Origin of the sequence: Clostridium sp. (assembly GCF_047777555.1) — a bacterium.
GTDB lineage: Bacteria > Bacillota > Clostridia > Clostridiales > Clostridiaceae > Clostridium_H.
Genome location: NZ_JBKEEV010000001.1, coordinates 221,620 through 247,580 on the forward strand (window position 1 = coordinate 221,620; position 25,961 = coordinate 247,580).

27 protein-coding genes are annotated in these 25,961 nt (G+C 30.5%); 25 read left to right on the forward strand and 2 right to left on the reverse strand.

The features are described from left to right. Nucleotides 1–30 precede the first annotated feature (30 nt). From ACFWTK_RS01040 to spoVAE, 10 genes are all read left to right on the forward strand, one after another. Nucleotides 31–1,155, forward strand: coding sequence for a glycosyltransferase family 4 protein (locus ACFWTK_RS01040; protein ID WP_415874303.1), 1,125 nt, complete (start codon nucleotides 31–33; stop codon nucleotides 1,153–1,155). Nucleotides 1,156–1,226: 71 nt separating this feature from the next. After that, nucleotides 1,227–1,805 (forward strand): nitroreductase family protein, encoded by a 579-nt coding sequence (locus tag ACFWTK_RS01045; protein WP_415874304.1) that lies wholly within the window; start codon nucleotides 1,227–1,229, stop codon nucleotides 1,803–1,805. A 113-nt stretch (nucleotides 1,806–1,918) separates the two neighbouring features. Then, nucleotides 1,919–2,557, forward strand: a complete 639-nt coding sequence (locus ACFWTK_RS01050) for a cyclodeaminase/cyclohydrolase family protein (protein WP_415874305.1) — start codon at nucleotides 1,919–1,921, stop codon at nucleotides 2,555–2,557. A 50-nt stretch (nucleotides 2,558–2,607) separates the two neighbouring features. Next, nucleotides 2,608–4,368, forward strand: a complete 1,761-nt coding sequence (locus ACFWTK_RS01055) for an Eco57I restriction-modification methylase domain-containing protein (protein ID WP_415874306.1) — start codon at nucleotides 2,608–2,610, stop codon at nucleotides 4,366–4,368. 165 nt (nucleotides 4,369–4,533) lie between these two features. Beyond that, nucleotides 4,534–4,869 carry an anti-sigma F factor antagonist gene (spoIIAA, locus tag ACFWTK_RS01060; protein ID WP_415874307.1) on the forward strand — a complete coding sequence of 112 codons (336 nt, stop codon included), beginning with the start codon at nucleotides 4,534–4,536 and terminating at the stop codon, nucleotides 4,867–4,869. Between the two features lie 14 nt (nucleotides 4,870–4,883). Beyond that, the gene (gene spoIIAB, locus ACFWTK_RS01065; protein ID WP_415874308.1) at nucleotides 4,884–5,312 is read left to right on the forward strand and encodes an anti-sigma F factor; all 429 of its coding nucleotides are present in this window, start codon (nucleotides 4,884–4,886) and stop codon (nucleotides 5,310–5,312) included. Between the two features lie 49 nt (nucleotides 5,313–5,361). Next, a complete protein-coding gene (gene sigF, locus ACFWTK_RS01070; protein WP_415874309.1) occupies nucleotides 5,362–6,117 on the forward strand; it encodes an RNA polymerase sporulation sigma factor SigF in 756 nt (251 codons plus the stop codon). Between the two features lie 103 nt (nucleotides 6,118–6,220). Beyond that, entirely contained in the window at nucleotides 6,221–6,676 is a 456-nt protein-coding gene (gene spoVAC / locus ACFWTK_RS01075) for a stage V sporulation protein AC (protein WP_415874310.1), read from the forward strand. Nucleotides 6,677–6,782: 106 nt separating this feature from the next. After that, nucleotides 6,783–7,799 (forward strand): stage V sporulation protein AD, encoded by a 1,017-nt coding sequence (gene spoVAD, locus ACFWTK_RS01080; protein WP_415874311.1) that lies wholly within the window; start codon nucleotides 6,783–6,785, stop codon nucleotides 7,797–7,799. A 1-nt stretch (nucleotide 7,800) separates the two neighbouring features. Beyond that, on the forward strand, nucleotides 7,801–8,160 hold the full coding sequence (spoVAE, locus tag ACFWTK_RS01085; RefSeq protein ID WP_415874312.1) for a stage V sporulation protein AE: 360 nt from the start codon (nucleotides 7,801–7,803) through the stop codon (nucleotides 8,158–8,160). Nucleotides 8,161–8,208: 48 nt separating this feature from the next. On the opposite strand, the gene ACFWTK_RS01090 is transcribed toward spoVAE, so the two are convergent. Both ACFWTK_RS01090 and hpt read right to left on the reverse strand, forming a co-directional pair. Next, complete coding sequence (locus ACFWTK_RS01090; RefSeq protein ID WP_415874313.1) at nucleotides 8,209–10,788, reverse strand: transglycosylase domain-containing protein; 2,580 nt, start codon at nucleotides 10,786–10,788, stop codon at nucleotides 8,209–8,211. A 219-nt stretch (nucleotides 10,789–11,007) separates the two neighbouring features. Then, a complete protein-coding gene (gene hpt / locus ACFWTK_RS01095) occupies nucleotides 11,008–11,532 on the reverse strand; it encodes a hypoxanthine phosphoribosyltransferase (protein WP_415874314.1) in 525 nt (174 codons plus the stop codon). Nucleotides 11,533–11,648: 116 nt separating this feature from the next. Between hpt and hflX the strand changes: the two genes are divergently transcribed. The 15 genes from hflX (at nucleotide 11,649) to queA (ending at nucleotide 25,953) form a co-directional block, all read left to right on the forward strand. Next, on the forward strand, nucleotides 11,649–13,439 hold the full coding sequence (gene hflX / locus ACFWTK_RS01100; protein ID WP_415874315.1) for a GTPase HflX: 1,791 nt from the start codon (nucleotides 11,649–11,651) through the stop codon (nucleotides 13,437–13,439). Between the two features lie 174 nt (nucleotides 13,440–13,613). Beyond that, nucleotides 13,614–13,835 (forward strand): hypothetical protein, encoded by a 222-nt coding sequence (locus ACFWTK_RS01105; protein WP_415874316.1) that lies wholly within the window; start codon nucleotides 13,614–13,616, stop codon nucleotides 13,833–13,835. A gap of 59 nt (nucleotides 13,836–13,894) precedes the next feature. After that, nucleotides 13,895–14,794, forward strand: a complete 900-nt coding sequence (locus tag ACFWTK_RS01110; RefSeq protein ID WP_415874317.1) for a nucleotidyltransferase domain-containing protein — start codon at nucleotides 13,895–13,897, stop codon at nucleotides 14,792–14,794. 75 nt (nucleotides 14,795–14,869) lie between these two features. Further along, the gene (locus ACFWTK_RS01115) at nucleotides 14,870–16,273 is read left to right on the forward strand and encodes a PLP-dependent aminotransferase family protein (protein WP_415874318.1); all 1,404 of its coding nucleotides are present in this window, start codon (nucleotides 14,870–14,872) and stop codon (nucleotides 16,271–16,273) included. A gap of 16 nt (nucleotides 16,274–16,289) precedes the next feature. Beyond that, nucleotides 16,290–16,967: a helix-turn-helix domain-containing protein gene (locus ACFWTK_RS01120; protein WP_415874319.1), complete on the forward strand. Its 678-nt coding sequence runs from the start codon at nucleotides 16,290–16,292 to the stop codon at nucleotides 16,965–16,967. An 18-nt stretch (nucleotides 16,968–16,985) separates the two neighbouring features. Continuing rightward, the gene (locus ACFWTK_RS01125) at nucleotides 16,986–17,627 is read left to right on the forward strand and encodes a YigZ family protein (protein WP_415874320.1); all 642 of its coding nucleotides are present in this window, start codon (nucleotides 16,986–16,988) and stop codon (nucleotides 17,625–17,627) included. A gap of 130 nt (nucleotides 17,628–17,757) precedes the next feature. Then, entirely contained in the window at nucleotides 17,758–18,498 is a 741-nt protein-coding gene (locus ACFWTK_RS01130) for a YebC/PmpR family DNA-binding transcriptional regulator (protein WP_415874321.1), read from the forward strand. Nucleotides 18,499–18,738: 240 nt separating this feature from the next. Then, a complete protein-coding gene (locus tag ACFWTK_RS01135; RefSeq protein WP_415874322.1) occupies nucleotides 18,739–19,035 on the forward strand; it encodes a hypothetical protein in 297 nt (98 codons plus the stop codon). A 29-nt stretch (nucleotides 19,036–19,064) separates the two neighbouring features. After that, entirely contained in the window at nucleotides 19,065–19,976 is a 912-nt protein-coding gene (locus ACFWTK_RS01140; protein ID WP_415874672.1) for an RNA-guided endonuclease TnpB family protein, read from the forward strand. 723 nt (nucleotides 19,977–20,699) lie between these two features. Beyond that, on the forward strand, nucleotides 20,700–21,110 hold the full coding sequence (locus ACFWTK_RS01145) for a hypothetical protein (RefSeq protein WP_415874323.1): 411 nt from the start codon (nucleotides 20,700–20,702) through the stop codon (nucleotides 21,108–21,110). 98 nt (nucleotides 21,111–21,208) lie between these two features. Then, entirely contained in the window at nucleotides 21,209–22,063 is an 855-nt protein-coding gene (locus tag ACFWTK_RS01150; RefSeq protein ID WP_415874324.1) for a ferritin-like domain-containing protein, read from the forward strand. A 442-nt stretch (nucleotides 22,064–22,505) separates the two neighbouring features. Next, entirely contained in the window at nucleotides 22,506–23,150 is a 645-nt protein-coding gene (locus ACFWTK_RS01155; RefSeq protein WP_415874325.1) for a hypothetical protein, read from the forward strand. A 134-nt stretch (nucleotides 23,151–23,284) separates the two neighbouring features. Further along, complete coding sequence (gene ruvA / locus ACFWTK_RS01160; protein ID WP_415874326.1) at nucleotides 23,285–23,887, forward strand: Holliday junction branch migration protein RuvA; 603 nt, start codon at nucleotides 23,285–23,287, stop codon at nucleotides 23,885–23,887. Between the two features lie 12 nt (nucleotides 23,888–23,899). Further along, the gene (gene ruvB, locus ACFWTK_RS01165) at nucleotides 23,900–24,913 is read left to right on the forward strand and encodes a Holliday junction branch migration DNA helicase RuvB (RefSeq protein WP_415874327.1); all 1,014 of its coding nucleotides are present in this window, start codon (nucleotides 23,900–23,902) and stop codon (nucleotides 24,911–24,913) included. A 14-nt stretch (nucleotides 24,914–24,927) separates the two neighbouring features. Next, nucleotides 24,928–25,953 (forward strand): tRNA preQ1(34) S-adenosylmethionine ribosyltransferase-isomerase QueA, encoded by a 1,026-nt coding sequence (gene queA, locus ACFWTK_RS01170; RefSeq protein ID WP_415874328.1) that lies wholly within the window; start codon nucleotides 24,928–24,930, stop codon nucleotides 25,951–25,953. The last annotated feature ends 8 nt before the right edge of the window (nucleotides 25,954–25,961 follow it).

Sequence of the window (25,961 nt, forward strand, 5' to 3'; positions counted from 1 at the left end):
GCATTAAGCAGCATAAGGAGGGTGGGATATATGAGATATTGCGTTTTGTATCCCAATACTAAGAATGTAAACTTGGTAAAAGAGATGGGAATGATCCCTTATAAACTATATAAAAATTTTGGATATGACTCAAAGATTGCTTGTTATAATCTAGATAAATATACATATTTAAATGAAGAAGTTAAAGGACTAAAAATAGATTTTATTGAGAGAAAGTATAATAACTATAGTTTGGATGGACTTAGATATTTAAATAGAGAAGCAAAAAATATTGATATTCTTCAAATATTTCATGTAACATTATATTCTCTTTTATATGCTTTTAGGTTCAAAAGGCTAAATCCAAGAGGAAAGATTTATCTTAAACTAGATTGCAGCCACAAACTAATAGAAAGAATAGAATCTTTAAATAAGGTACAATATATGTTATTAAATAAATACTTAGATAAAGTAGACTTAATAAGTGCAGAACAAAAAGTGCTGTTTGAAAAATTAAAAGAACTTTTACCAAGACAAAAACATAAAATTATCAATATACCTAATGGAATTGACTATACCTACTTAATTAGCAAAAATATAAACTATGATTATAGTAAGAAAAAAAACATAATCCTTAGTGTGGCTAGAGTAGGTGCAGAAGAAAAAAATACGCAGATGCTATTAAATGCATTTGCTAAGGTAAAAAATATACAAAACTTAGGATGGAAACTTAGGATAGTTGGACCTATAGAAGTTGGATTTAAAGAATATATAAATAAATTCTTTAAAGAATATCCTAATATGAGAGAATTGGTAGAGTTTACAGGGGAAATAAGCAGCAGAGAAGAGTTGTTTAAAGAATATGAAAAGGCTAAGATATTTTCTCTTACTTCAAAGTTTGAAAGTTTTGGTATAGCTTTTATTGAAGCAGCAGCTTTAGGAGATGTTATTGTATCCACCGATGTAGGAATTGCAAGAGAGCTTGTAATAGATGGAAATGGAGCGGTAGTTAACATAGATGACACAGAAGATTTATCTTTGCAGCTAGAAAAATTTATGACTAGCAATCATATGGAAGAATATTCCTCAAATACTTGTAAACTATGTAAAGAAAATTTTGACTGGGACAAAATAATAAAATATTTAAATGATAATTTAAATAGGATTTCTCAATAATAAGATTCATTACACCACTCGTATAATAAAGCCTTCTACTAGGAACAATAAGGTAGAAGGAGAGTGATATGATGGAATTTTACGATGTAGTTAAAAAGAGAAAAAGTATAAAAAAGTTTAAGACTGGCGAATTAGATAGAGATAAGTTATTAAAGATAATAGATGCAGCCATGAGGGCACCATCATGGAAAAATTCAACTCCGTATAAATTTATTATTGTAGATAAGGATAATTTAAAGGATATTATAGCAGGAGCTATAATAAACAAGTCTTATGAAACAGCAGAGGCTGTATCCAATGCTCCAGCTGCCATTGTAATAGTTGCAGATCCTAATGATTCTGGTTTCGTTGAAGAAAAAGACTTATACTTGGTTGACAGTGCTATAGCAATGGAACATTTGATACTTGCAGCTACAGAAGAAGGATATGGAACATGCTGGATAGCATCCTTTGATGAGAAAAAAATAAAAGAAGCTTTAGAAATACCTGATAACTATAGAGTAGTAGCTTTAACTCCAATAGGAGAAAGTGCTGAAGAAGAGGAAGAAAAGCCTCATAAACCTAAGAAGGATGTAAGAGATTATCTTTATGCAAACAAGTGGAATGAATCTTATATGGACCAGAATGTGAAGGTTTTAGTACATCATTAAGAGAATAATACTTTTTATGCCATGGAAGAATCGCTCTGACATGGCTTTTTTCTTGACATAGACAATATGTATATTTAGAATAAATTTATGTGCAGTTGGAAAGGAGATAATATATGGAGAAAAGTATTTCTATAGAAGGCTACATTAATGATTTGTCTTCAAGTAAACCTACTCCAGGAGGAGGCAGCGCAGCAGCTTTAAGCGGAGCTTTATCAAGTGCATTAGCATCTATGGTTTTCAACCTAACCATAGGAAAAAAGGCATATGAAAGCTATGATGATGAAATAAAAAACAAAATTACACATGCTCTAAAAGCATGTGAGGAATATAATAAAATATTGTTACAATTTATGAAAAGAGATGAGGAGGCTTTTGGAAGCTTTATGGAGGCTTTTAAGCTCCCTAAAAATACAGATGAAGAAAAATCAATAAGAAATGAAGAAATGCAGAAAGGATATAAAAAGGCTTTAGAGGTTCCTTTTAGTCTAGCAAAGTCATGTATAGAACTTTATGAATATATATATATAGCAGCGGAGTATGGAAGTAGTAATGTAATATCTGATGCAGGGGTAGGAGCTGCACTTTTATATGCTGCTATTGAAAGTTCCATTCTAAACGTAAATATAAACTTAACTGGAATTGAAGATGAAAAGTATAAAGATGACATAATAAAGAACTGCGAAAAAATAAAAAAAGAAGCATCAGATTATAGATCAAAAATACTAGACATAGTGTATTCAAAAATCAAATAATGTTTAAATTGTAATTTATTACAGGCCTTATTGTAATTGGAGAGATGAAAATGCTTGAACTTTTTTTAAAAGAAATAGATGAACTATACAACATAATAAATGCGCCTATAGACGATGTATTCAAAATAATGGCCATAGAAAAGCAAAAAAAATTTTTTAATATATGTAATGATAATTTTTCAACTATGTATATAAAGCTTACAGAAAAGGAAAGAGGAAAATCTGAAGGAGTTGTGTACACACCAAAAGAAATAGCCGATTATATGGCAAAGGAAGTAATATTAAAAGAAGATTTAATAAATAATCCTTTTATCAAGGTCATAGACCCAGCTTGTGGGTGCGGAGATATTTTACTAGCATGCTATAAAAGATTAAATTACCTATATGAGGATAATTTAGGGGAAATAAATAAAAAAAATAATATTGCACTGACAAAAGAGAATATACCTAAGCATATTATTGATAATAATTTGTTTGGTCTTGATATAGATGAAAAAGCTCTTAAAATTTTGGCTATAGATCTGTTTTCAATTAGCAGACACTATAATAGCAGCAATTTTAAAAATTCAGATTTTTTAATAGATGATATAGAAGATAAGTATGATATTATAATAGGAAATCCACCATATGTAGGGCATAAGTCTATAGATAAAGACTATAGTAAGAAATTAAAAAGAAAATTTAAAGAAATTTATAAGGATAAAGGAGACATATCCTATTGCTTTTTTAAAGAGGCCTTAGATAGGCTTAATAGAAAGGGAAGATTGGCTTTTATAACTTCAAGATATTTTATAGAAGCTCCAAGTGGAGAAGAACTTAGAAAGGTATTAAAAGAAGTTTGTTCCTTATATAAGATAGTTGATTTTTATGGGATAAGACCTTTTAAAAAGGCCGGTGTAGACCCTGTTATCATATTTTTAATCAATGAGCAGGAGAGAGAAGAGAATATAGAAGTAATAAAACCTATAGACAGCAGAAGAAAAAATAAGGATAAATTTTATAAGTCTTTATTTTTGAATGAGGAGAATTATTATAGAAGGTTTTATATAAATAAAAATCTTTTAAACAATAAAGGATGGATATTAAGAGATAAAAAAGAAAGGGATATAATATCCAAAATAGAAGAAAGAAGTTTTACAAACTTATATAATATATGTGAAAGTTATCAGGGGATTATTACAGGATGTGATAAAGCTTTTATAGTAGATAAAAAAACAATAGATGAAGAAGATTTAGAAAAAGATATTATAAAGCCTTGGATAAAAAGCAGCTGCATAAATAGAGGAAATGTAGACAAACAGGATACATATCTAATTTATTCTGATTTAATAGAAAATCCACAAGAATATGAAAATGCCATGAACCATATAGGAAGATTAAAGCACAAGCTTGTAGAAAGAAGAGAGTGTAAAAGAGGAGTACGCAAATGGTATGAGCTTCAGTGGGGAAGAAAAAGAGAAATTTTTGATGAAGAAAAGATAATATTTCCATATAAGTCCAGCAGTAATAGATTTGCCTTAGATAAAGGAAATTATTTTAGTGCTGATGTATATGCCTTAGTATTGCGTGACAATGTTCCATTTACCTATAAATATTTGATTTCATTATTAAATAGCAGAGTATATCAATTTTATTTTCAAAGTTTTGCTAAAAAATTAGGAGATGACTTATACGAGTATTACCCAAATAATCTGATGAAGCTCTGTATACCTACCATGGGTGAAAAAGAATGTTTAGAGGAAGAAGATTTACATACAATATTTAATTTGAGTAAAGAAGAGATAAATATAATCGAAGAATATACAAAATAAAGATATTTAGCAAAGTCTTGCGAATATCTTTATTTTTGTATAATTAATAAAAATATGGAAATAATAGAAATAAGCGTAAAAATATTCATAATAATGAAGGAAATTAGTAAAAAGTATAGAATTAATTATAAAGACAGTTATTTTTATAATTACGGGAGGGGTAAAATGAATCTTAGTTTTGAGAATAAAGGGGATAAGCTAATTGTGCATATGATGGGAGAATTAGATCATCATAGTGCAGAAGAAGTAAGAAATAAAGTAGATGATAGACTAGAAAGGGAAGGATGTAATAAGCTTATAATGGATTTTTCGGGAGTAACATTTATGGACAGCTCAGGCATAGGTGTTGTCATAGGAAGATACAGAAAATTATCATCAAAAAAGGGCAAAGTATATATAACAAGGGTAACTGGTTCTGTTAAGAGAGTATTTGAACTATCAGGGATGTTTAAGATTATTCCTTTATACGACAGTGTAGAACGAGCTTTGGATAATATGTAGTGGGGGGAGAAATAATGAGTCATAATAAAATGAAAATAGAGTTTTTAAGCAAGTCAGAAAATGAAAGCTTTGCCAGAGTAGCAGTAGCAGCTTTTATATCTCAATTAGACCCTACAATAGAGGAGCTTTCAGATGTAAAAACTGCAGTATCAGAAGCTGTTACTAATGCAATAATCCATGGCTATGGACATGAAAATGGAATAGTTACAATTGAATCAGAAATAAATGACGGCGAAATCACTATAAAAGTAGAAGATAAAGGAATAGGAATAAAAGATTTAGAACTTGCCATGCAGCCTTTATACACTTCAAGACCAGACTTGGAGAGATCCGGAATGGGATTTACTGTAATGGAAACATTCATGGATGATTTACAAGTTGAATCGAGTGAAGGAAGTGGGACTAGGATTACTATGAAAAAAAAGTTTAAATCTCTGAATTAAAGGTCTTTAAAGGAAGGAGGAAAAACCTTGAATTTGGTTTGGATAAATTATGAGTGAAGATATAGCTAAAAGTAATATATACAAATATGAGGAAAATTTGGACTTGATACAAAAGGCCAAGTCTGGAGATAAAGAAGCTTTAGATAAGCTCATTGAAAATAATCTTCCTTTGGTTTCTTCCATAAGCAAAAAATTTTTAAACAGAGGATATGAATACGATGATATATTTCAAATAGGATGTATGGGCCTGGTAAAAGCAGTAAATAATTTTGATGAAAATTACAATGTACAATTTTCAACCTATGCAGTACCTATGATTATGGGAGAAATAAAGCGCTTTTTAAGAGATGATGGATTAATTAAGGTTAGTAGAAGTGTAAAATACGCTGCAAGAAAACTGCATTATGATAAGGAAAAACTTACAAAGCAATTAAATAGAGAACCTACTGTAGAAGAATTGGCAAAGTTTTCAGGCATGACTTCGGAAGAAGTTATCTTTTCTATAGAAGCTGTTAACGAACCTAAATATTTATATGATACTATACATCAAGATGATGGTTCACCAGTTTACCTTATTGATAAAATAAAACAAGGTGAAAATGAAGGTACAGAGACTTTGGACAAAATAGCTTTAAAAGAAGCTTTAAACAAATTGGATGCAAGGTCAAGGCAAATTATAGTACTTAGATATTTTAAAGATATAACTCAAGTGAAAGTAGCAAAAATGTTAGGAATAAGTCAAGTACAGGTTTCACGAATAGAAAAAAAAGTGCTTAAAATTATGAAAGAAAAGCTCAGTGGATAGGATACAAAAGATGTATCCTATTTTTTTATATAAATTTTTGTTTAAAAAATTTTTTATTGCAAAAAATAAGTATAAACAAAAATTATAATAGGAAGGTATAGATATGAAGGTTAAAGAAGAACATTTAATAAGAAGATTTAAAGACATAACAAATAAAGAGATGCCTAAATCACACTTAGTAAAAGATTGTATAAAAGCTTTTGTTGTAGGAGGACTTATATGTGATATAGGTCAAGTATTTAATGAAATTTATTCTAATCTCGGTCTTGGCGTTGAGGAAACAGGAGCTTTTGTATCTATTACTATGATTTTTTTAGGTGCATTATTGACTGGAATTGGTATCTATGATAAAATTGGAGATTTTGCAGGAGCAGGATCTGTAGTACCAATAACAGGATTTGCAAACTCTATTGTAGCTCCTGCTATGGAGTTTAAAAAAGAAGGTTTTGTTTTTGGAGTAGCAGCAAAAATGTTTACCATAGCAGGTCCAGTGCTAGTATATGGCATCGGCTCGTCAATTATAGTTGGAATTATTTATTATTTTATGACATTATTTTAATGATTAAAGGACAAAGTTTAAGCACTAAACTTTTTAAACCTAAGTTTGATTTAGGCATTTCTTTTATTTAAAACTAATTTTACACTTAAAAAAGTGGGGTGTTTATATGACAAAAAGGGCAGGAAGTCAAACAATAAGGTTAGATAATAAGCCTAAAATAATTGCTACTACAAGTATTGTAGGTCCTAAAGAGGGTGATGGGCCTTTAAAGGATTATTTTGATATTATATTGGAAGATGATTTAAATGGAGAGGACAGTTTCGAAAAGGCAGAAAGCAGCATAATGTACAAAGCAGTAAAAGAAACAATAAAGAAGGCAGGTTTAAAAGAGCAGGATATTCATTACTTAGTGGCAGGTGATTTATTAAATCAAACCGCTGCATCAAACTTTGCAGCTAGAGATATAGACATACCATTTTTGGGCCTTTATGGAGCATGTTCTACTATGTCAGAGTCTTTAGCTGTTGCATCTTTATTAATAGATGCGGATTATGCTGACTATACAATTGCAGCAACGTCATCACATTTTTCATCTGCAGAAAGACAGTTTAGGTTTCCATTAGAAATGGGAAGTCAGAGAACACCTACAGCTCAATGGACTGTAACTGGTTCTGGGGCAATGCTTTTAGGGAAGAACGGAAACTTTCCTTATGTTACTTATGTGACTTTAGGAAAGATAAAAGACTATGGTCAAACTGATGCCAATGATATGGGTTCAGCCATGGCTCCAGCTGCAGTAGATACATTGAAACAACATTTTTTAGATACAGGTAGAAGTCCTAAGGATTATGATTTAATTGCTACTGGTGATTTAGGAATGTTAGGTAAAAAAATTACAATAGAACTTATAAAAGAATATGGTTACGATTTGAGTGAAAATTATATCGATTGCGGAGATGAAATATTTGATAAAGAAAGACAGAAGGTTCAGTGTGGAGGAAGTGGATGTGGTTGTTCTGCTGTAGTAAGCTGTGGTTATATATATAAGAATATGTTAAAAGGGAACTTTAAAAGAGTATTGCTAGTATCTACAGGAGCATTAATGAGCCCTACAACATCACTTCAAGGTGAAAGTATACCAGGTATTGCTCATGCAATATCCATAGAGTTTGGAGGGAAATAATATGAATGATTATATTATGGCTTTTTTAGTAGGAGGAATAATTTGTGTTATCGCACAAATTCTGATGGATAAGACAAAGCTAAGTCCTGGAAGGATACTAGTGATATTTGTTACAAGTGGTGTAATACTTGGAGCATTAAAAATATATGATCCTATAATAAAATATGGTAAAGCAGGAGCTAGTGTGCCTCTTCCTGGTTTTGGATATAACCTAGCAAAGTCTGTGATAAAGGAAGTAGATGAAAAAGGATTTTTAGGAGCTTTTACAGGAGGAATAAAAGGTACTGCAGCTGGAATAAGTGCAGCAATTCTTTTTGGATATTTGATGGCAATAATTTTTAATCCTAAGTCAAAAATATAAAATTAAGTGGAAACCAAAGTTTTGGTTTCCACTTAATTTATTGAATATTTAATTACTAATTTTGTTTTTAAATTTTGAAATAAAATCATTAGTATTGTTTACAGGGGTATCATCTTTCTCATTATCTGAATTATTTTCAACATTATCTGTACTACCATCTATATTTTTTGCGTCTTCATCATCTGTATCCTCTAAATCTTCATCTATTAAATCATCATCAGGAACTTCATTTTCTAGCTTATCTGTAGAATATTGAGTGCTATTATCTTCTGACCTAGGCAGTACATATTGTTGATCTGCTAATGGAACACTAGGAATATAATCTCTTCTTATAAACACTCTAGATTCAGTTAAGCTTGAAGGTGTAAAAGGAGTAGCTAATTTACCATTAAATTTGTTTACTAGAGCCTCAACGTGAATATTATCTACAGTAGTAGGAACGGTACCTTTTATAAATAATTCAGTATAAACCTGACTTCCTCTAGGATCTCTATAGGATAGTTCAGAAGGGAGCAATCCAGATACTCTATCTACTGCTGAACTTGTTATACCTGAAGGAGGAGTAATATCCTTAACAGGAAGGTCTTTAACTGCTTCGTTCATTATTTTACCAAATAAGTAAGCTGCATGACTGCTGTAAATAGCCTGTTGATATTTATTTTCTATCCATATAGAACCTGAGTAGTAAGGAGTAAGTCCAGAAAACCATACATTCTTAAAATTAGTAGAAGAACCGGTTTTTCCAGCTAGTGGTATATCACTAGTATAACTGTCATTAGCTCGATAAGCAGTACCACCTCTTACAGGTTCTTTTAGTAAGTCATACATTATATAAGCTGCTTGAGGAGATATTACTTTTCGAGTTTCAATTTTAGTTTCCAGTATAGTATTACCTGTTCTATCTACAACTCGTGTATATAGTCTAGGCTCTGTATATAGACCATTATTACCAAAAACTCCATAAGCATTAGCCATGGTAAAAGTATTTGTACCATAACTTAGCTCGCCAAGAGCTAAAGCAGCTATACTATGTTTATCTGCATCATCAAATTTTATACCAAATTTTTCTCCATATCTAACACCTGTATCTAAGCCAATCATGTCTTCCAATTTTATTGCATATAAATTCACAGAATCCTTTATAGCGTTTCTCATGTTCAAGTACCCAGAATATACTCCATTAGAGTTCTTTGGTTGCCAAGGTTTTCCGTTGGAGCCATACTTGTTTGCCAGTTCCGGTGAAAGAGGTGAATCCTCTATTACAGTAGCAGCTGTAGCAAGTTTCGTATCAATGGCAGGAGCATAAACAGTTAATGGTTTTATACTAGAACCAGGTGGTACCTTAGCGTCTAATGCTTTATTATAAGACATAGCAGGCTGTTTTCCTCTACCACCTATTATTACTTTGACTTCACCAGTATGATAATCTGTAATTACTAAAGAAGCTTGAGGGTGAACTATATTGTTTTTATCAGTACGAGAAAAACTGTTCAACTTAGAATCTTCATCTAAAATCTGCTGTGCTTTAGTTTGAAGATCTTTATTCATTGTGCTGTAAATTTTTAAATTACCATTCATTAATAAGTTTTCAATTTCATCATCGGTATAATTATAGACTTCTTTTAAGTCTTTTTTTACATCACTCACAACTGCTCTTGAGAACCATTCAAAATTATATCTATCGTCTTTAGAAGTAGCTCTTCCAAGTACAGTTTTTCCTAGAGTTTGGACATCTTTATCCTGTGTTACTGAACTCTTTTCTATATTTAATTCAGCTATGGCATCTTCATATTCCTTATCAGAAATATAGCCATTTTCTTTCATTTTGCTAAGAACTGTTTTTGTTCTATTTATATATTTAGAAGGGTCCTTTGTTGAGGTTTTAGAATATGGATAATATACAGATGGACTTTGAGTTAAACCAGCAATAAAGGCGCATTGTATAAGATTTAAGTTCTTAGCAGAAGTTCCAAAATATTGTTGAGCAGCGGCCTCAACACCTATGGCTCTACCACCTAAAAATATAGTATTTAAATAAGCTTCTAATATAGCTTTTTTACCTACCTTTTTTTCAAGCTTAGGAGCTAAATACCATTCTTGAACTTTTCTTTTTATTTTTTGTGCAAAGGTTTCATTCTGGAATTCATAAAGCGTAGTTTTTAATAGCTGTTGTGTAATAGTGGAACCTCCACCGCCTTCAAGAGCAGATTTCCCCTGAAGTGTATTTTTAATATGTGTTAATGTAACACCAGCAATTCTTTTTAAATCTATACCTTTGTGCTTAAAAAAACGTTCATCTTCAATGCTTACAAAAGCATTAATAAGATTTTTAGGCATATCTTCATACTTAATTACTGTTTTTTTGTGAGGAGTAATTATGCTGTCCACATAATTACCTTTGTCATCATAAATCTTAGAGGCTTCACTAGCAGCAATAATTTCATTTATGTCTAAATCAGGCGCAGTTTTTATGACTGCAAGTGCGAGTCCTCCAGCGGCCACTCCAATCAACACACATATAACTAATAATGATAATAATATAATTTTAAAAACTTTAAATCCATTTTTCTTTTTCTTTTTTTTGCTCTTTTCCGGATTTAGCAGAAGGTGTGTTATTTTTATTTTCAATCATATATGTTCCTCCTTAAAAACTGATGGATAGGCTATGAAAATAAAATATTAAATAGCACAAATTAAATAGCATAAATATAAAAATAGTATACAATGAAATTATACACTATTTTTATGTTTTTGATAATACAATTATGTATGCAAATACGACAAGGTACAACTTATTCTGACAAAATAAAATAAAAATAAAAATTACTATGCAATGCATAGTAATTTTTATTCTTCCCAGTTAAATACATATGGTACATTTCTGAAATAATCGCCATAATTTAAACCATATCCAACTACAAATACATCAGGAATTTTAAAACAACAATAGTCAGGCTCAATTTCAACCTTTCTTCTATCTGGCTTATCTAATAGGACACAACTTTTCACACTACTTGCACCTAAAGCTTTGACATGTTCTACTACAAATTTCATTGTTATACCTGTATCCACAATGTCATCAACTACAAGCACGTCATATCCAGCAATATCATCTGGAACATCATTTACTACTTTTACATGACCAGAAGAGCTTTCATTATGTTCATAGCTTGAAGTTGTCATAAAACCAATTTTAGTAGGAACAGTTATTTTTCTAACTAAGTCAGCTGTGTATATAAAGCTACCTCTAAGCAGTGAAAGTACATAAAGATTTTTTCCTTCATAATCTTTTGAAATTAAAGCTCCTAGATCTTTAATTCTATTTTGAATCTGTTCTTCAGTTATTAGTATATTTCTTTTTCCGTTTTCCATTTGAACCCTCTCCACTCAGTATTTACAACATTGGTTTTATAGTATAAAATAATATGAAAGTTGTCAAGGGGAATATTATATATATGAAGAAAAAACTCTAGAAAAGAGGGGAAAAAATGATATATGGAAACACTGAAGGGATAAAGAAAACAATTTTACGAAAACTTGATCTATTATATGATTTTAAAGTAGATAGGGATATGATATCTAATCTTGAAATTATAGAAATTATAAGCAGCATCACTGAAGATATAAATAAAGAGATAAGCGTTGCAGTAGATAGAAAGGGAAATGTGAAATATGTAGCTATAGGAGATAGTTCTACTGTGGAAATGCCTGTAGTAGATTTGAAAAATAAAAAATTATCAGGAGTAAGGATACTGCATACTCATCCTAATGGATATTCGACTTTATCAAGTTTAGATATTTCAGCTATGGTGAAATTGAAACTGGATTGTATGGCTGCTATTGGAGTAGAAAATGGAAAAGCCAAAGAAATAACCTTAGGATTCTGCGGGATAAAAGATAATAGATTAATAGCTGAAGTTACAAAGCCATTAAAAACTGAAGAGGCATTAAGAATTAATATTCTTAATATAATCGAAAACATAGAGAAAAATTTAATTGAAAATGAAATCTATGAAGATAAAGGTGAAAGAGCTATTTTGGTTGGAGTAGAAGATGAGGAAAGTTTGGAGGAATTAGAGGAATTAGCAAAGGCATGTAATGTAACTACTGTAGGTAAGGTGCTTCAAAGAAGAAATAAAATAGATACAGCTTTTTATATAGGAGAAGGCAAAGTAGATGAAGTAGCTATGGAAAGGCAGGCAAGGAATGCTAATGTAGTAATCTTCGATGATGAATTATCTGCAGCACAAATTAGAAATTTAGAGGATGCTATTGGATCAAAGGTAATAGACAGAACTACCTTAATTCTTGAAATATTTGCAAGCAGAGCAAGAAGTAAGGAAGCAAAAATTCAAGTTGAACTTGCTCAATTAAAATATAGGCTTCCAAGGCTTACAGGTATGGGGACAGTACTGTCTAGAACTGGTGGAGGAATTGGGACTAGAGGACCAGGAGAGAAAAAACTAGAAACGGATAAGAGACATATAAGAGAAAGAATTTATGACCTTAATAAGGAACTTGGTAAAATTAAAAAAAATAGGGAAATACAAAGGGATAAAAGGAGCAGAGAAAGCATACCTAGAGTTTCTTTAGTTGGATACACCAATGCAGGAAAGTCTACACTGAGAAATAAGTTATGCCAAATAGCATGTCCAAGGGATGTAGTGCAAAAGGATGAAGTATTTGAAGCAGATATGTTATTTGCAACCTTAGATGTAACTACCAGAGCCTTAGTATTACCCGATAATAGACTTATAACTTTAACTGATACAGTAGGATTTATAAGAAAACTGCCTCATGATTTAATAGAAGCGTTTAAATCCACACTAGAAGAGGTTGTTAGTTCAGATTTGCTTCTTCATGTTGTAGATTCCTCATCGGATAAAGCTAGGGAACAAATAGATGCGGTAAATGAAGTCTTAAAAGAATTAAAGGCTGATGATAAACCCACTATACTAGTATTAAATAAAATTGATAGGGCATCAGAGGAAGAGATAAAAGCCTTAGAAGATGAATATAATAATATAAACATAGTTAAAATTTCTGCTAAAGAGGGTCTTAATTTAGATGGACTTCTTAATAGTATATCAAAGATCCTTCCTAATCCATTAAGGAAAGTGGAATATATAATTCCTTATGCCGACAGCGCGGCAGCAGCATTACTTCATAGAAGTTCTAAAGTTTTGGAAGAGGAATATGAAGAGATGGGAACTCGTATTATAGCTATGGTAGATGAAGAGATTTACAATAAATGCAAACAATACATTAAATCATATTAGATATATAAAATTGCAGCACACAATTTAAAAATATCTAGATATACGATGCACTATAAAAATTATAATCTTTTTATAACAAAAAAGATTGCAATTTTTATTACTAAATTCATAAGGTTTAGGGATAATATTAGAAAAAATAAAAATATTCTAAATTATTAATATGGAGGAATTGTTATGGAGAAGGTTTGCCCGGTGTGCAATGAAATAAGCGATATAAAGTATAAATGCAGAAATTGTGGAAGTGAGATGATAGATAAGGGAAGAAAACAAGAGTATTTTAATGACTATAGTGCAGATGACCCTATCTATGATATTGGAGATTACTGTCTTCATCTTTTTAAATGCAGTAAATGTGACTTTATGGAAGATACTTTAGTGAGAAAAGTAATTATGTAAGAAAGTTATATTTAGCTTATCCTATGTTTATAATAAAATAATAATAAGGGGAGATTTTAGTGCTCAGTACTATTATGAAGTATCAAAAAGCTTTTAAATCAGTAGTTGATAGACTTAAATCTAATGATTCTATACTTGCGGCTATGGTTTTTGGAAGTATTGTAACAGGAGATCTTTGGGAAGGCTCAGACATAGATTTGTTTGTTATATCAAAAGAAGATATAAAAGATATAAGAAATATATATACAGAAGAAAAAGGCATACCAGTACACATTAAGCTTATGAGTAAAAAGAGTTTACTAGAGATGCATAAGGAAGAGCTGATTGGAGGATTTATTCATAGAGTATTTCTATCTTCTAGATTAGTATTTTCTAAGGATGAAGAGATTACAGCTCATTATGATTTAGGAAGATATTATCCAGATGTGGATAGGGAAAAATGGAATATGGTTTATTTAGGAGATTTAATAAAAAGCATTGGAGTATGTAAAAAATATTTATATAATAATAAGATTTACATGGCCTACAGCTATGCAGTAAGGTGCATTGAAGAATTCTCGAAAGTATATATAAATTCTTCTGGATATATGATAAGCAAAGATGTTGTGACTATGGCTATGAATTTGAATGATGATTTAAAGAGGCTTATAGACGATTTGTTTTTCACATCTAAAGAGGAAAGCTATGATGCTATACAAAACATTTTAACTTTTTTTGAAGATAGTATAGATAAAAACTTGAAAAAGTATGCAAGCCTACTAATAGATTATATGAAAGAAAAAGATTGTTTTTTAAGCTCAGAGGATATTAGAAAAGATAATTTTTTTAAAGGATATGATATTGACTTTGAGGGGATTTTAATGAGATTATGGGAAAAAGGCATTATTAAAAAGGAGAGCAGAGAACATAAGGATGAGCTTAATAATTTATTATTTAAGGAAAAGGTATATTTTATATAAAAACTATTTGGCATGCACATTTCTAAAACTAGAAAAGGTATGCCAAATTTATTTTAAAAATAGAGGAATGAATTTATGGATAAATATTATATTAAATTTAATGAAGATGAGCCTAAGTACGTTCAAATTGCAAATCATATAAAAAAACTAGTATATATTAAGGAAATTGCAGAAGGAGAAAAACTTCCATCCATTAGAGATTTGTCCAAGACATTGAATGTAAATACTGTTACCATAGTTAATGCATATAGTAAACTGGAGCATGAAGGTGTGGCTGTTAGAAAGATAGGAAGCGGCACCTATATAAAAGAAAAAGAAGACAATAGAAATTTGCTAAAGGAGTATTCAAATATATATAAAAAGATAAATAGAGGAACTTTAAAAGGCTATATAGACTTTACTGGAGAGGCGACTTGCAGCAAGTTTTTCCCGGTAGATAATTTTAAAAAAATTTTGAATAAGGTTTTAGATAGAGATGGAGCTGAAGCATTTACTTATCAAGACTCTCTAGGTTATGATGGCTTGAGAAAAAGTATCAACAAGTATTTTTGGGAAAATAAGCTTAATAGTGATAATATACTTATAGTTTCTGGAGCACAACAGGGTATAGATATAGCAGCAAAGGCAATAATCAATATTAACGATAATGTATTAGTAGAAAAACCTACATACGGTGGGGCATTGAATGTTTTTAAAAGCAGAAGAGCGAATATCCTGGAAGTAGACATACTTGAAGATGGAGTAGACATAAGTAGATTAAAAAAAATACTGAAAAAGAACAAAGTAAAGTGCTTTTATGTAATGAGCTATTTTCAAAATCCAACAGGAAGCACATACAGCATAGAAAAGAAAAAACAAATTTTAAATTTAGCTGAAGAATATGATTTTTATATTATAGAGGATGACTATTTGTCAGAGCTTATATATGATGATAATATAGAATATAGAAGTTTTAAAAGCTTGGATATATATGATAGAGTTATATACATAAAGAGTTTTTCAAAGATTTTTCTTCCAGGCATAAGAATTGGATATTTATTACCTCCAATAAAATTTAGTGAGGTTATGCAGAACTCTAAAGTGAATACAGATATTACAACTTCAAGTTTAATGCAGAGAGCATTGGACCTATATATAAATGAAGGATATTGGAGAAAACATATAAGATTCCTAAATGAAGCATATAAAAACAGATATTTAGTTATGGAAAAGTGCATAAATGATATACTTAGTGCAAAAGTAGATTTTCACAGCCCAGGAGGAGGACTAAATTTTTACTTAAAGATAAAAGATAACATACATATGAGTTCCATCGAACTATTTAATAAGTGCAAAAGAAATAAAGTAATAATAACACCTGGGGTTTTATTTTATAAGAACAGCATAGAAGGAGAAAAATACTTTAGATTGGGATTTTCTGTAACTGATGAGGATGAAATTGAAAATGGTATAAAAATAATAGATAAATTGTTACAATAAAAGGATGAGCAATAATATGAAAAAAGGGCTTATGAGATTTGATTGGAATGCAATAGAAGACTATGGTGATGAAGATATTACATATTTTCTATTTTCAGAGGGAAAAAGTATAGATACTATATGCAGAATAAGAAATATGGATAGAACAACTGTACAAAATCATATAATAGAAGGAAAAATAAAATATAGATTTTTAGCAAAAAGCAACAATACTAAGGAGTTCTTTGATGCTATAAAACATGCGGGGAAAAGAGATAAACTTGAAGTTCTAAATTCTATAGATGAGGAAAATAAGAAAAAGTTAATACAATTTATTAGGCATAACTATGCTGATATGTATCCTAAAGATAAGGAAGTTGCAGTTTGGATATTAGGCGAGTTAAAGGACGTAGAAAGCATAGATATTATAATTAAAGCATCTGTGAATAAGTTTGTGAACATAAGGAGAATGGCGGTATCTGCTATGGGCAAAATAGGAAGCAATAAGTGTGAAATAGCTTTAATAAGGGCTTTAGATGATGAAAATTCTCAAGTAGTTATGTACGCTATTAAGGCTTTAGAAAAGATTAAAAGTATAAAAGCAAAGCCTAAAATAGAACACATAAAAGATACTACTGAAAAGTCCTATTTAAAAACGGCTTCAGAAAAGTATTTTGATAGCATATCCACTTCACTGCCGCAGCAGAATACATAATTTTTAAGGGGGAATTTTATGGGATACTTTACGATAAAAGATGAAGCAATAGAAGAGTTTGAAGAGAGAAAATCTATTTTTATAGGCCATGCTAAAAGAGTACATACTGAGGAAGAGGCTAAAGAATTCATAAATAATATAAAAAATAAGCATAAAACTGCAACTCACAATGTTTACGCGTATATAGTTGGAGAAAATATGGGGATTCAGAGATATAGTGATGATGGGGAACCACAAGGAACAGCTGGGATTCCTGTATTAGAAGTGATAAAGAAAAATGAAGTTACTGATATTGCTGTTGTAGTAACAAGATATTTTGGAGGAATTTTATTAGGGGCAGGAGGGCTAGTAAGAGCATATTCAAGAGGAGCTGCATTAGCTATAGATAAGGCTGGTATAGTAGAAAAGGTAGAAGGATTGCCTTTAAACATAAAATTAGATTATGATTTACTAGGTAAAGTTCAATATGTATGTGCTCAAAACCTATGGCATATTGAAAATACAGACTATACAGATAAGGTAAACTTAACTATTCTAACTGAGATTGATAAAGTAGAGAAAATAAAAAATACAATTACAGAATGTACGTCTGGAAAGGCAGATTTCAAAGAAGATGACAAAAGGTACTATTTTAAGCTGGGAAATAGGCTATATGAATAATAGAACAATAATTTGAAATGAAATTGCTACTTGTGATATAATATTAGGCGACTGTTTAACATATTGGATTTATTATAATAAACACACTTTTGATTAAAATAATACATATAACTGGTTAGGGGGAATTTTTATGTCAGGACATTCTAAATGGCATAACATACAAGCTAAAAAAAGTAAAAATGATGCTAAAAAAGGTAAGATATTTACTAAAATAGGTAGAGAGCTTATTTTAGCAGCTAGAGATGGAGGCTCAAATCCAGAAACAAATTCTAAGTTAAGAGACGTTATTGCAAAAGCAAAGGCTGCAAACATGCCTAATGATACTGTTGAAAGAGCAATTAAAAAAGGTGCTGGAGAGCTTAATGGTGTAAGCTATGAAGAAATAATTTATGAAGGATATGCACCAGGTGGAGTTGCAGTTATGGTTAAGTTCTTAACAGATAATAGAAATAGAAGTGCTGCAAGTGCAAGACATATTTTTGATAAATATGGCGGAAATCTAGGTGCAACTGGATGTGTGTCATATATGTTCCAAAGAAAAGGTCAAATGGTAATCGAGAGAACTGATGAAATTGATGAAGATGAATTAATGATGCAAGCATTAGAAGCAGGTGCAGAAGATTTCAATGCTGAAGAAGAGGTATTTGAAATCACAACAGATCCAGCAGACTTCTCTTCAGTTCGTGAAGAACTTGAAAAGGCAGGATATAACTTTATAGAAGCAGACATAACAATGATACCAGATGTTATGACATCAGTTGATATGGAAACAGCACCAAAGGTTCAAAAACTTTTAGATATGCTTGAGGAAGACGACGATGTTCAGGATGTCTACCACAACGCTGAGTTCCCAGAGGAATGGGAAGGTTAATGGGTTTGATGGCAATCTTAAATTTTAAAGTCTTTCGTATAATGACATACGAGTAACAATTAAAAGATTAAAACCGTTGATATACTTAAATTTAATCACTTTCGATGATAGATATTTATATATCTATCATCGAAAGTGATTTTTTATGTTATTATAATAAATACTTTTACAAGCACAGAAGTAAGATAGTTGAATTATTTTAATTATATGGTAAAATGTGATTATTGAGGTGATAAATATATGATTACTGTTAGAAAGATAAAAATAGTTATTGATGAAGAGGATAAGGAAGTAAGAAATAGTAAATATCAGTTTATACGTGACGCTCAATACAATCAATATTTGGCTTTAAACAAATCCGTAAGTTATCTTGGAACTGCATATTTGGCTGATAATAAAGATAAATCAGCTTACAAAGAAGCGGTTAAATTACTAACTAATAGTAATCCTATATTTGAAAGTATAAATTTTGGTAAGGGTATAGATACCAAATCACTAGTAATCAAGAAAGTAAAAAGGATTTTAAATCAGATATAAAAAATGGATTAGCAAGAGGAGAAAGAGCAATAAGGAATTACAAAAGAACATTTCCATTGCTAACACGTGGTCGTGATTTAAGTTTTTTCTATGATGGTGATGATATTAAGATAAAGTGGGTTAATAAGATTATATTTAAAGTTCTTCTAGGGCATCAATTTAACAAAAATGATTTAGAACTTAGAAGTTTTCTCCATAATGTTGTGAATGAAAAATATAAAGTAAGTGAAAGTTCAATTGAGGTAGAAGGAAAAAACTTGATATTAAATCTAACTACTGATATTCCAATTAATAAGCAAAATGAGTTTATTCCTAATAGAGTTGTTGGTGTAGATATTGGTGTTAAAATTCCAGCTTATGTTAGCTTAAATGATGTGCATTATATAAAACGAGCAATTGGGTCATTTGATGATTTTATGAGAATTAATATTCAGTTTAAAAAAAGGCGCGAGAGATTACAGCGCCAGTTAAAGTCTGCAAAAGGCGGCAGGGGAAGGAATAAAAAGCTTTCTGCTTTAAATCAATATCAAGAACTGCAGAAGAATTACAATAGAACTTATAATCATTATTTATCTAGTCAGATTGTAAAGTTTGCATTAGATAACAAAGCTGGGCAAATAAATATGGAACTATTATCTATGCAGGAAGCTGTAAAAGGAACATTGCTACAAAATTGGTCGTATTATCAATTGCAACAAATGTTGGAGTATAAAGCTGAACGGGAAGGCATCAAAGTATGTTATGTGGATCCTTATCATACATCTCAAACTTGTAGCAGATGTGGTCATTATGAAGAAGGACAAAGAGAAAAGCAAGATGAATTTATTTGTAAGGCTTGCGGGTTTAAAGCTAATGCAGACTATAATGCTAGTAGAAATATTGCTATGAGTACAAAATATATTACAACTAAAGAAGAAAGTGAATATTATAAAAAAACATGATTAATAAATTGCAGTAAACTAAAATATTGTAGCAGTATCAATAAATGCTGTATTTTCAATAGTTAGGAGGTTGTTCGTTGACAAATGTAAAACATTATTGTAGCTTTACTGCAAAAATAAGATTTGAATAGTGTTTAAAAGCTTGATTAATCTTGTTTTGCAATAGGGTGTTAATACAACTATATAGAATATAAACTCTATATTATTGCCATTGAGTTACACATATGTTATGAATTTTAACTTAACTATATGGAAATTGAAAACTATACGTATTTCATAGAATAATTAAATTACATTCTAAAATAGTTAATGATAGCCTTCTGCTTTGGCGATAGAAAGTAGATTAAAGGCTTGGGCGATTTAGCGTCCGAAGTTCGAGGTTCTCAAGGGTTTAGACCATAGAGATAGAAACACTCGAAAAGGTTAACCCACTGCATAGTAATCCGCAGTGGCATTCTAATAAAACTACGGTTTTATGCTATCGCATAGTTGTATTTCAAAAGTCAGCATTTGCTGGCTTTTTATTTTATAATGGATATAAGTTGTGAAAAGTTATTAGTATTTATCTAATTAAATAATATAAACCCCGTAAAAGTAAATTTAATTTCTTTTACGGGGTTTTATTATATTAGAATAAGAATTTTACAATTAAATAAGTGCTTAATTTTCAAGTACATTTATATTCAGCTTAAAATATTATATATAGTAAGGAAGGTGGTATAGGTGGAGGGGAATTTTAATAGAAGTGAAAAAAGAAAAAGCACAAGATCAAATGGATTTAGCACTATGTCTAAAACAGAACTGGCGGAAGCTGAAAGATTGTTAAGTATCGGAAATCAGTTAATGCTTATAGGAGATGCCATTGTCGTATCCACAACAGATACAATAGCAATTTTACAAGCCGCATTGATAAAATTAGTTGCAGGTATTATTTTAACTCAATCAACTATAATATCTGTAAATCAAAATAGAATTTCGGCTAACCCTATACCAGAAGAATTGAATATGCTTAAATTTATAGGCAGCGCTTTAGGTATAATAGGAGCGGTTATATCAACAAAAGTATTGTTTGAGGAAACTGCATTAGGACAAGTTCAAGAACCATTGATTCCACCTTTTGGTTTTGTAACCTGATAGAAATTAGAATTTTTATTAAGAAAATATTAAGTGTTACAACTTTAGAAGTAACTTCATAATATATATGGTAATAAACTATAGGAGGTAATTCATTGATGGCATATATAAGAAATCATATGCAAAATAATATGGGACAGTATGCTGTGACAGATTTTTATAAGAAAGCTTTAAATGATGCTCTAAAGCTGATCAAAAGAGCTGTATCAGGAGAAAAGGAAGATGAAATGTTCTATGATTATCTTATGGATATGGCGCCTACAAAAGAACAAAAGGAAATAATTAAGTCTATAAAGGATGATGAAAAAAAACATAACATTATGCTTAGAAGAATTTACAGAGACCTGACTGGAAGAGACATAGATGCGGAGAATTGCGAAAAATTTGAAAAACCTAAGTCCTATATTGAAGGTATAAGAAAAGCTTTATTTAAAGAATTAAAAGCAGTAGAAACCTATAGAGAAATAAGACACCAGCTTCCATATATCTTATATAGAGATATGTTATTTGATATTATTACGGATGAGTTGAAACATGGAATAAAATATAACTATATACTCTACTTAAATCCTCTTCCTAAAAAATATGTACATTGTAAAGAAAATAAGGAACACAAAGAGCATGCAAAAAAGAGATTTGTAGAAAAAGTAAATAAAATAGGAGCATCAATAAGTGAGACAAGTGAAAATGTTTTTGATAAAGCAAAAGAAAAGTTTATAGAAGAAAATATGCTAGAAGAGGTCATCATCCCAGGAATAATGGCAGGGGTAAGAAGTGTTTATATGGAAGATAATAAAAAAGAAAATAAAGAAAAATTAAATATAAAACAAGATGTACTAGTAAATTGTTTAGGAGAATTAACAGAATCGGCACTAACAAAGTTAAAAGAAAAAGTTGACATAGAAGGATTTGTTCAAAAATATATAATTCCTCAGCTAGTTGAAACAGAATAACTTAATAAAATTGTGACAATCTTTAATATTGAACCTTCGTATGAGATTTGCATTTAGGAAAGCTTCACTACGCAAAGAAGCTCTAATATTTCTGGATTCAAAACCCCTAAACCTTCTAAACTCACTACCGTTCAGACAATAGAAGGTTCTTACGGTGTTTTAAATCCATAAACAAAGAGCTTCTAACGCTTGTTCAACGCTTTCTACAATGCAAATCTCATACTCCAGTTCAATATTAAAAAGATTATTCACATTTATTAAAGAAAAGCATTTTTATAAAATTAAATACGCATACAGACAAATCTAATATCAGGCTTACAATCATTAACGTTTATTTAAACTTCATATTTAGGTGCACTTAAGAAAATTGCATCGCAATTTTCTTATAAGATGTATAAACATTACAACTCTTGGCCATAATATTCACCAAGGGAGTGATATTATGGAAAAAAAGAAATTATTTTCTTTAGGAGTTGTTGTTTTATTAGTTCTTACTTTTTCAGTAGGATATTATTATATAGTAAAAACTGATAAAAAAAATTCATCAAATATTTCTAAGAATCAGTATGAAGGGTTAGCTGTTGATACAAATGGCAAAGAAATATATGATAAAGAGGCTTTGAAAAAGCAGGTAAATAAAGATGACGAGATTTTGTTTGAAATTAGTTGCAATAAAGATGGAAAATTTATTGTAGAGAGAAGTAAAACTGCTGAAGAGGAAGGGCTAGTAGGTAAAAAGGGAGCAGATTTAGAAGAAAAGTATAAAAAATATGGATATAAGTTAAAGAAAATTAGTAATGGAAAAGTAGAACTGATTAGGGAATCAATAAAGTATAAGCCAAATAGATATGTGCTTTTATCTGAAAATAATGAAATTGTAATAGCTAAAAGTGACAACAATGGAAGTATATTTGATGAAAATGGAAACATTATAAACAAAGAAGGTACCGGAACAAAGATATATAGTTTAAGAGAGCAGGATATATCTAATATAATAAATGGAGATACATCTATACAGTTCGATAGTATTGAAAAATTAAATGATGGTATAAAGGACTTTGACATAAGATATGAGATGCCTGAATAAGGTATTTCATATCTTATTTTTGCTATAAAAATTATATTTAATATTTAATGATGTGATGGCACTTGGAGTTGATAATTTATATTCAAAATGATAAAGTATTATATTGTATAAAGAAATTTCTGGAGGTATTTGTCTTGTTTGATTATATTAAAGGTGTATACATAGGGTTAAATAAAGATTACATAATTGTAGAGAATAATAATATTGGGTATAAAATATACACTTCAGGGAGTACTATGGCTAAGATGCCTAATATAAATGAAGAAGTTAAAATATATATAGAGCAGATAGTGAGGGAAGATTTTATAGGTCTATATGGATTTTTAACAGAAGAGGAAAGAGAAATGTTTAATTTACTCTTAACCATTAATGGGGTTGGAAGCAAAGCCGCACTATCACTTCTTTCAATTAGTAATGTAAATAATTTAAGATTAGCAATTTTATCTGAAGACTATAATACATTAATTAAGGCACCTGGAATAGGAAAGAAGACAGCTCAGAGGATAATCTTAGAGCTTAAGGATAAGATAGGAACAATAACAAGTGAGGGGCAAGATTCCATAGAAGTTGCTGCAGGATTATCCGAAAATACTTCTAAGAAATATAATGAATCTATTGAAGCTTTACTTTCTCTTGGATTTTCACAAAAGGAAGCTGAAAAAGCTATTAAGACTGTAGATATAAGTGGAAGTTTAGAAGAGATAATTAAAAATAGCTTAAGGTATCTAATGAACTAGGGGGGAGTATACGTGGAAAATAGAATTGTATCCGCTTCTTATAAAAAAGAGGATACGGAAATGGAGTACTCTTTAAGACCTCAAAACCTTAGAGAATATATAGGTCAAAAAAAGGTTAAGGAGATGCTGAGCATTTTTATAGAGGCGGCGAAGTTGAGAAAAGAATCTTTAGATCATGTTCTTTTATATGGCCCGCCTGGACTTGGTAAGACTACTTTAGCCAATATTATAGCAAGGGAGATGGGAGGAACTTTAAAAGTAACATCAGGACCAGCTATAGAAAGAGCAGGAGACTTAGCAGCTATACTAACTACTTTAAATGATTATGATGTGTTATTTATAGATGAAATCCATAGACTTAACAGAACCGTGGAGGAAATATTATATCCAGCTATGGAGGATAATGCTTTAGATATAGTAATCGGTAAAGGAGCAGCAGCGAAGTCTATAAGATTAGATCTACCTAAATTTACTTTAATTGGAGCTACAACAAGAATAGGGCTTTTAACAGCACCTCTCAGAGATAGATTTGGAGTTTTAAGTGCTATGGAATTCTATGAAGAGGATGAGCTGAGAGAAATAATAATAAGGTCTTCAAAAATATTAGGAATATCAATAACGGAGGATGCAGCCTCCGAAATCGCTAGAAGATCTAGAGGAACTCCTAGGATAGCTAATAGAATTTTAAAAAGAGTTAGAGACTACTGTGAAGTAAAGGGAAATGGAAAAATTGATTTAGGACTGGCAAAAGAAGCTTTACAACTTTTAGAAATTGATGAAGAAGGGTTTGACAAGATAGATAATAAAATATTAGAAGCAATAATAGAAAATTTTAATGGTGGACCTGTAGGAATTGAAACATTATCCTATTTTATAGGAGAAGAACTGGATACTATACAAGATGTATATGAGCCTTATCTTTTACAAAAGGGTTTTATAGTGAGAATGCCTAGAGGAAGAAAGGCTACTGAAAAAGCTTATAAGCATATAGGGAAAAAATTTGGAGAACAAATTAAGTTGACATAAGAGGAGTGAAAACTTTGAAAGTTAAAGAATTTGATTTTTATTTACCAGAAGAATTGATAGCACAGCACCCACTAGAAAAAAGGGATGAGTCAAGATTAATGGTGGTTGACAAAAATAGTGGGAATATAGAACATAAAATATTCAAAAATATAATAGATTATCTCAATGAAGGGGACTGTCTTGTTCTTAACAATACAAGAGTGCTTCCAGCAAGACTTATAGGAGAAAAAGAAGGCACTGGAGGAAAGATGGAATTTCTTCTTTTAAAAAGAATGGATGCTAACACATGGGAGACTTTAGTTAAGCCAGGAAAAAGAGCAAAAGTTGGAGCAAGATTTGTCTTTGGTGGAGGAGAGCTTAAAGCAGAGGTTAAACAAATTGGAGAAGATGGAAGCAGAATAGTTCAATTTGAATATGAAGGGATATTTGAAGAAGTTTTAGATAGACTGGGTGAAATGCCTCTACCTCCATATATAACTGAAACCCTAGAAGATAAAGAGAGATATCAAACAGTATATTCAAAGGAAGTAGGTTCTGCTGCTGCACCAACTGCAGGGCTGCATTTCACGGAGGAACTTTTAACTAAGATAAAGGATAAAGGAATAAAGTTAGCTTTCGTAACACTGCATGTTGGACTTGGTACCTTTAGACCAGTTAAAGTTGATACTATAGAAGAGCATCATATGCACTCAGAATATTATACTATGTCTAAAGAAACAGCAGAAATTATAAATGAAACAAAAGAAAAAGGCGGAAGAGTAATTGCAGTAGGAACTACATCCTGCAGAACCTTAGAGACTATAGCAAATGAAGAAGGAAGGGTTAGAGAACAATCTGGATGGACTAGTATTTTTATGTATCCAGGATATAAATTTAAGATAGTAGATGCTTTAATAACGAATTTTCATTTGCCAGAGTCTACATTGATTATGTTAGTAAGTGCTTTTTCAAGTAGAGAAATTATTATGAAAGCATATGAAGAAGCGGTAAAAGAAAGATATAGGTTCTTTAGCTTTGGAGACGCAATGTTCTTAAAATAGCACGAAGG

What these genes read in the sequence shown, in the direction of transcription:
- ACFWTK_RS01045 (WP_415874304.1), top strand. Translation starts at nt 1,227, where the DNA reads ATGGAATTTTACGATGTAGTTAAAAAGAGAAAAAGTATAAAAAAGTTT.
- ACFWTK_RS01150 (WP_415874324.1), top strand. Translation starts at nt 21,209, where the DNA reads ATGGCATATATAAGAAATCATATGCAAAATAATATGGGACAGTATGCT.
- hflX (WP_415874315.1), top strand. Translation starts at nt 11,649, where the DNA reads ATGATATATGGAAACACTGAAGGGATAAAGAAAACAATTTTACGAAAA.
- spoIIAB (WP_415874308.1), top strand. Translation starts at nt 4,884, where the DNA reads ATGAGTCATAATAAAATGAAAATAGAGTTTTTAAGCAAGTCAGAAAAT.
- spoIIAA (WP_415874307.1), top strand. Translation starts at nt 4,534, where the DNA reads ATGAATCTTAGTTTTGAGAATAAAGGGGATAAGCTAATTGTGCATATG.
- ACFWTK_RS01115 (WP_415874318.1), top strand. Translation starts at nt 14,870, where the DNA reads ATGGATAAATATTATATTAAATTTAATGAAGATGAGCCTAAGTACGTT.
- spoVAE (WP_415874312.1), top strand. Translation starts at nt 7,801, where the DNA reads ATGAATGATTATATTATGGCTTTTTTAGTAGGAGGAATAATTTGTGTT.
- spoVAC (WP_415874310.1), top strand. Translation starts at nt 6,221, where the DNA reads ATGAAGGTTAAAGAAGAACATTTAATAAGAAGATTTAAAGACATAACA.
- ACFWTK_RS01130 (WP_415874321.1), top strand. Translation starts at nt 17,758, where the DNA reads ATGTCAGGACATTCTAAATGGCATAACATACAAGCTAAAAAAAGTAAA.
- hpt (WP_415874314.1), bottom strand. Translation starts at nt 11,532, where the DNA reads ATGGAAAACGGAAAAAGAAATATACTAATAACTGAAGAACAGATTCAA.
- ACFWTK_RS01040 (WP_415874303.1), top strand. Translation starts at nt 31, where the DNA reads ATGAGATATTGCGTTTTGTATCCCAATACTAAGAATGTAAACTTGGTA.
- ACFWTK_RS01155 (WP_415874325.1), top strand. Translation starts at nt 22,506, where the DNA reads ATGGAAAAAAAGAAATTATTTTCTTTAGGAGTTGTTGTTTTATTAGTT.
- ACFWTK_RS01125 (WP_415874320.1), top strand. Translation starts at nt 16,986, where the DNA reads ATGGGATACTTTACGATAAAAGATGAAGCAATAGAAGAGTTTGAAGAG.
- ACFWTK_RS01120 (WP_415874319.1), top strand. Translation starts at nt 16,290, where the DNA reads ATGAAAAAAGGGCTTATGAGATTTGATTGGAATGCAATAGAAGACTAT.
- spoVAD (WP_415874311.1), top strand. Translation starts at nt 6,783, where the DNA reads ATGACAAAAAGGGCAGGAAGTCAAACAATAAGGTTAGATAATAAGCCT.
- ACFWTK_RS01050 (WP_415874305.1), top strand. Translation starts at nt 1,919, where the DNA reads ATGGAGAAAAGTATTTCTATAGAAGGCTACATTAATGATTTGTCTTCA.
- sigF (WP_415874309.1), top strand. Translation starts at nt 5,362, where the DNA reads ATGAGTGAAGATATAGCTAAAAGTAATATATACAAATATGAGGAAAAT.
- ACFWTK_RS01105 (WP_415874316.1), top strand. Translation starts at nt 13,614, where the DNA reads ATGGAGAAGGTTTGCCCGGTGTGCAATGAAATAAGCGATATAAAGTAT.
- ACFWTK_RS01135 (WP_415874322.1), top strand. Translation starts at nt 18,739, where the DNA reads ATGATTACTGTTAGAAAGATAAAAATAGTTATTGATGAAGAGGATAAG.
- ACFWTK_RS01055 (WP_415874306.1), top strand. Translation starts at nt 2,608, where the DNA reads ATGCTTGAACTTTTTTTAAAAGAAATAGATGAACTATACAACATAATA.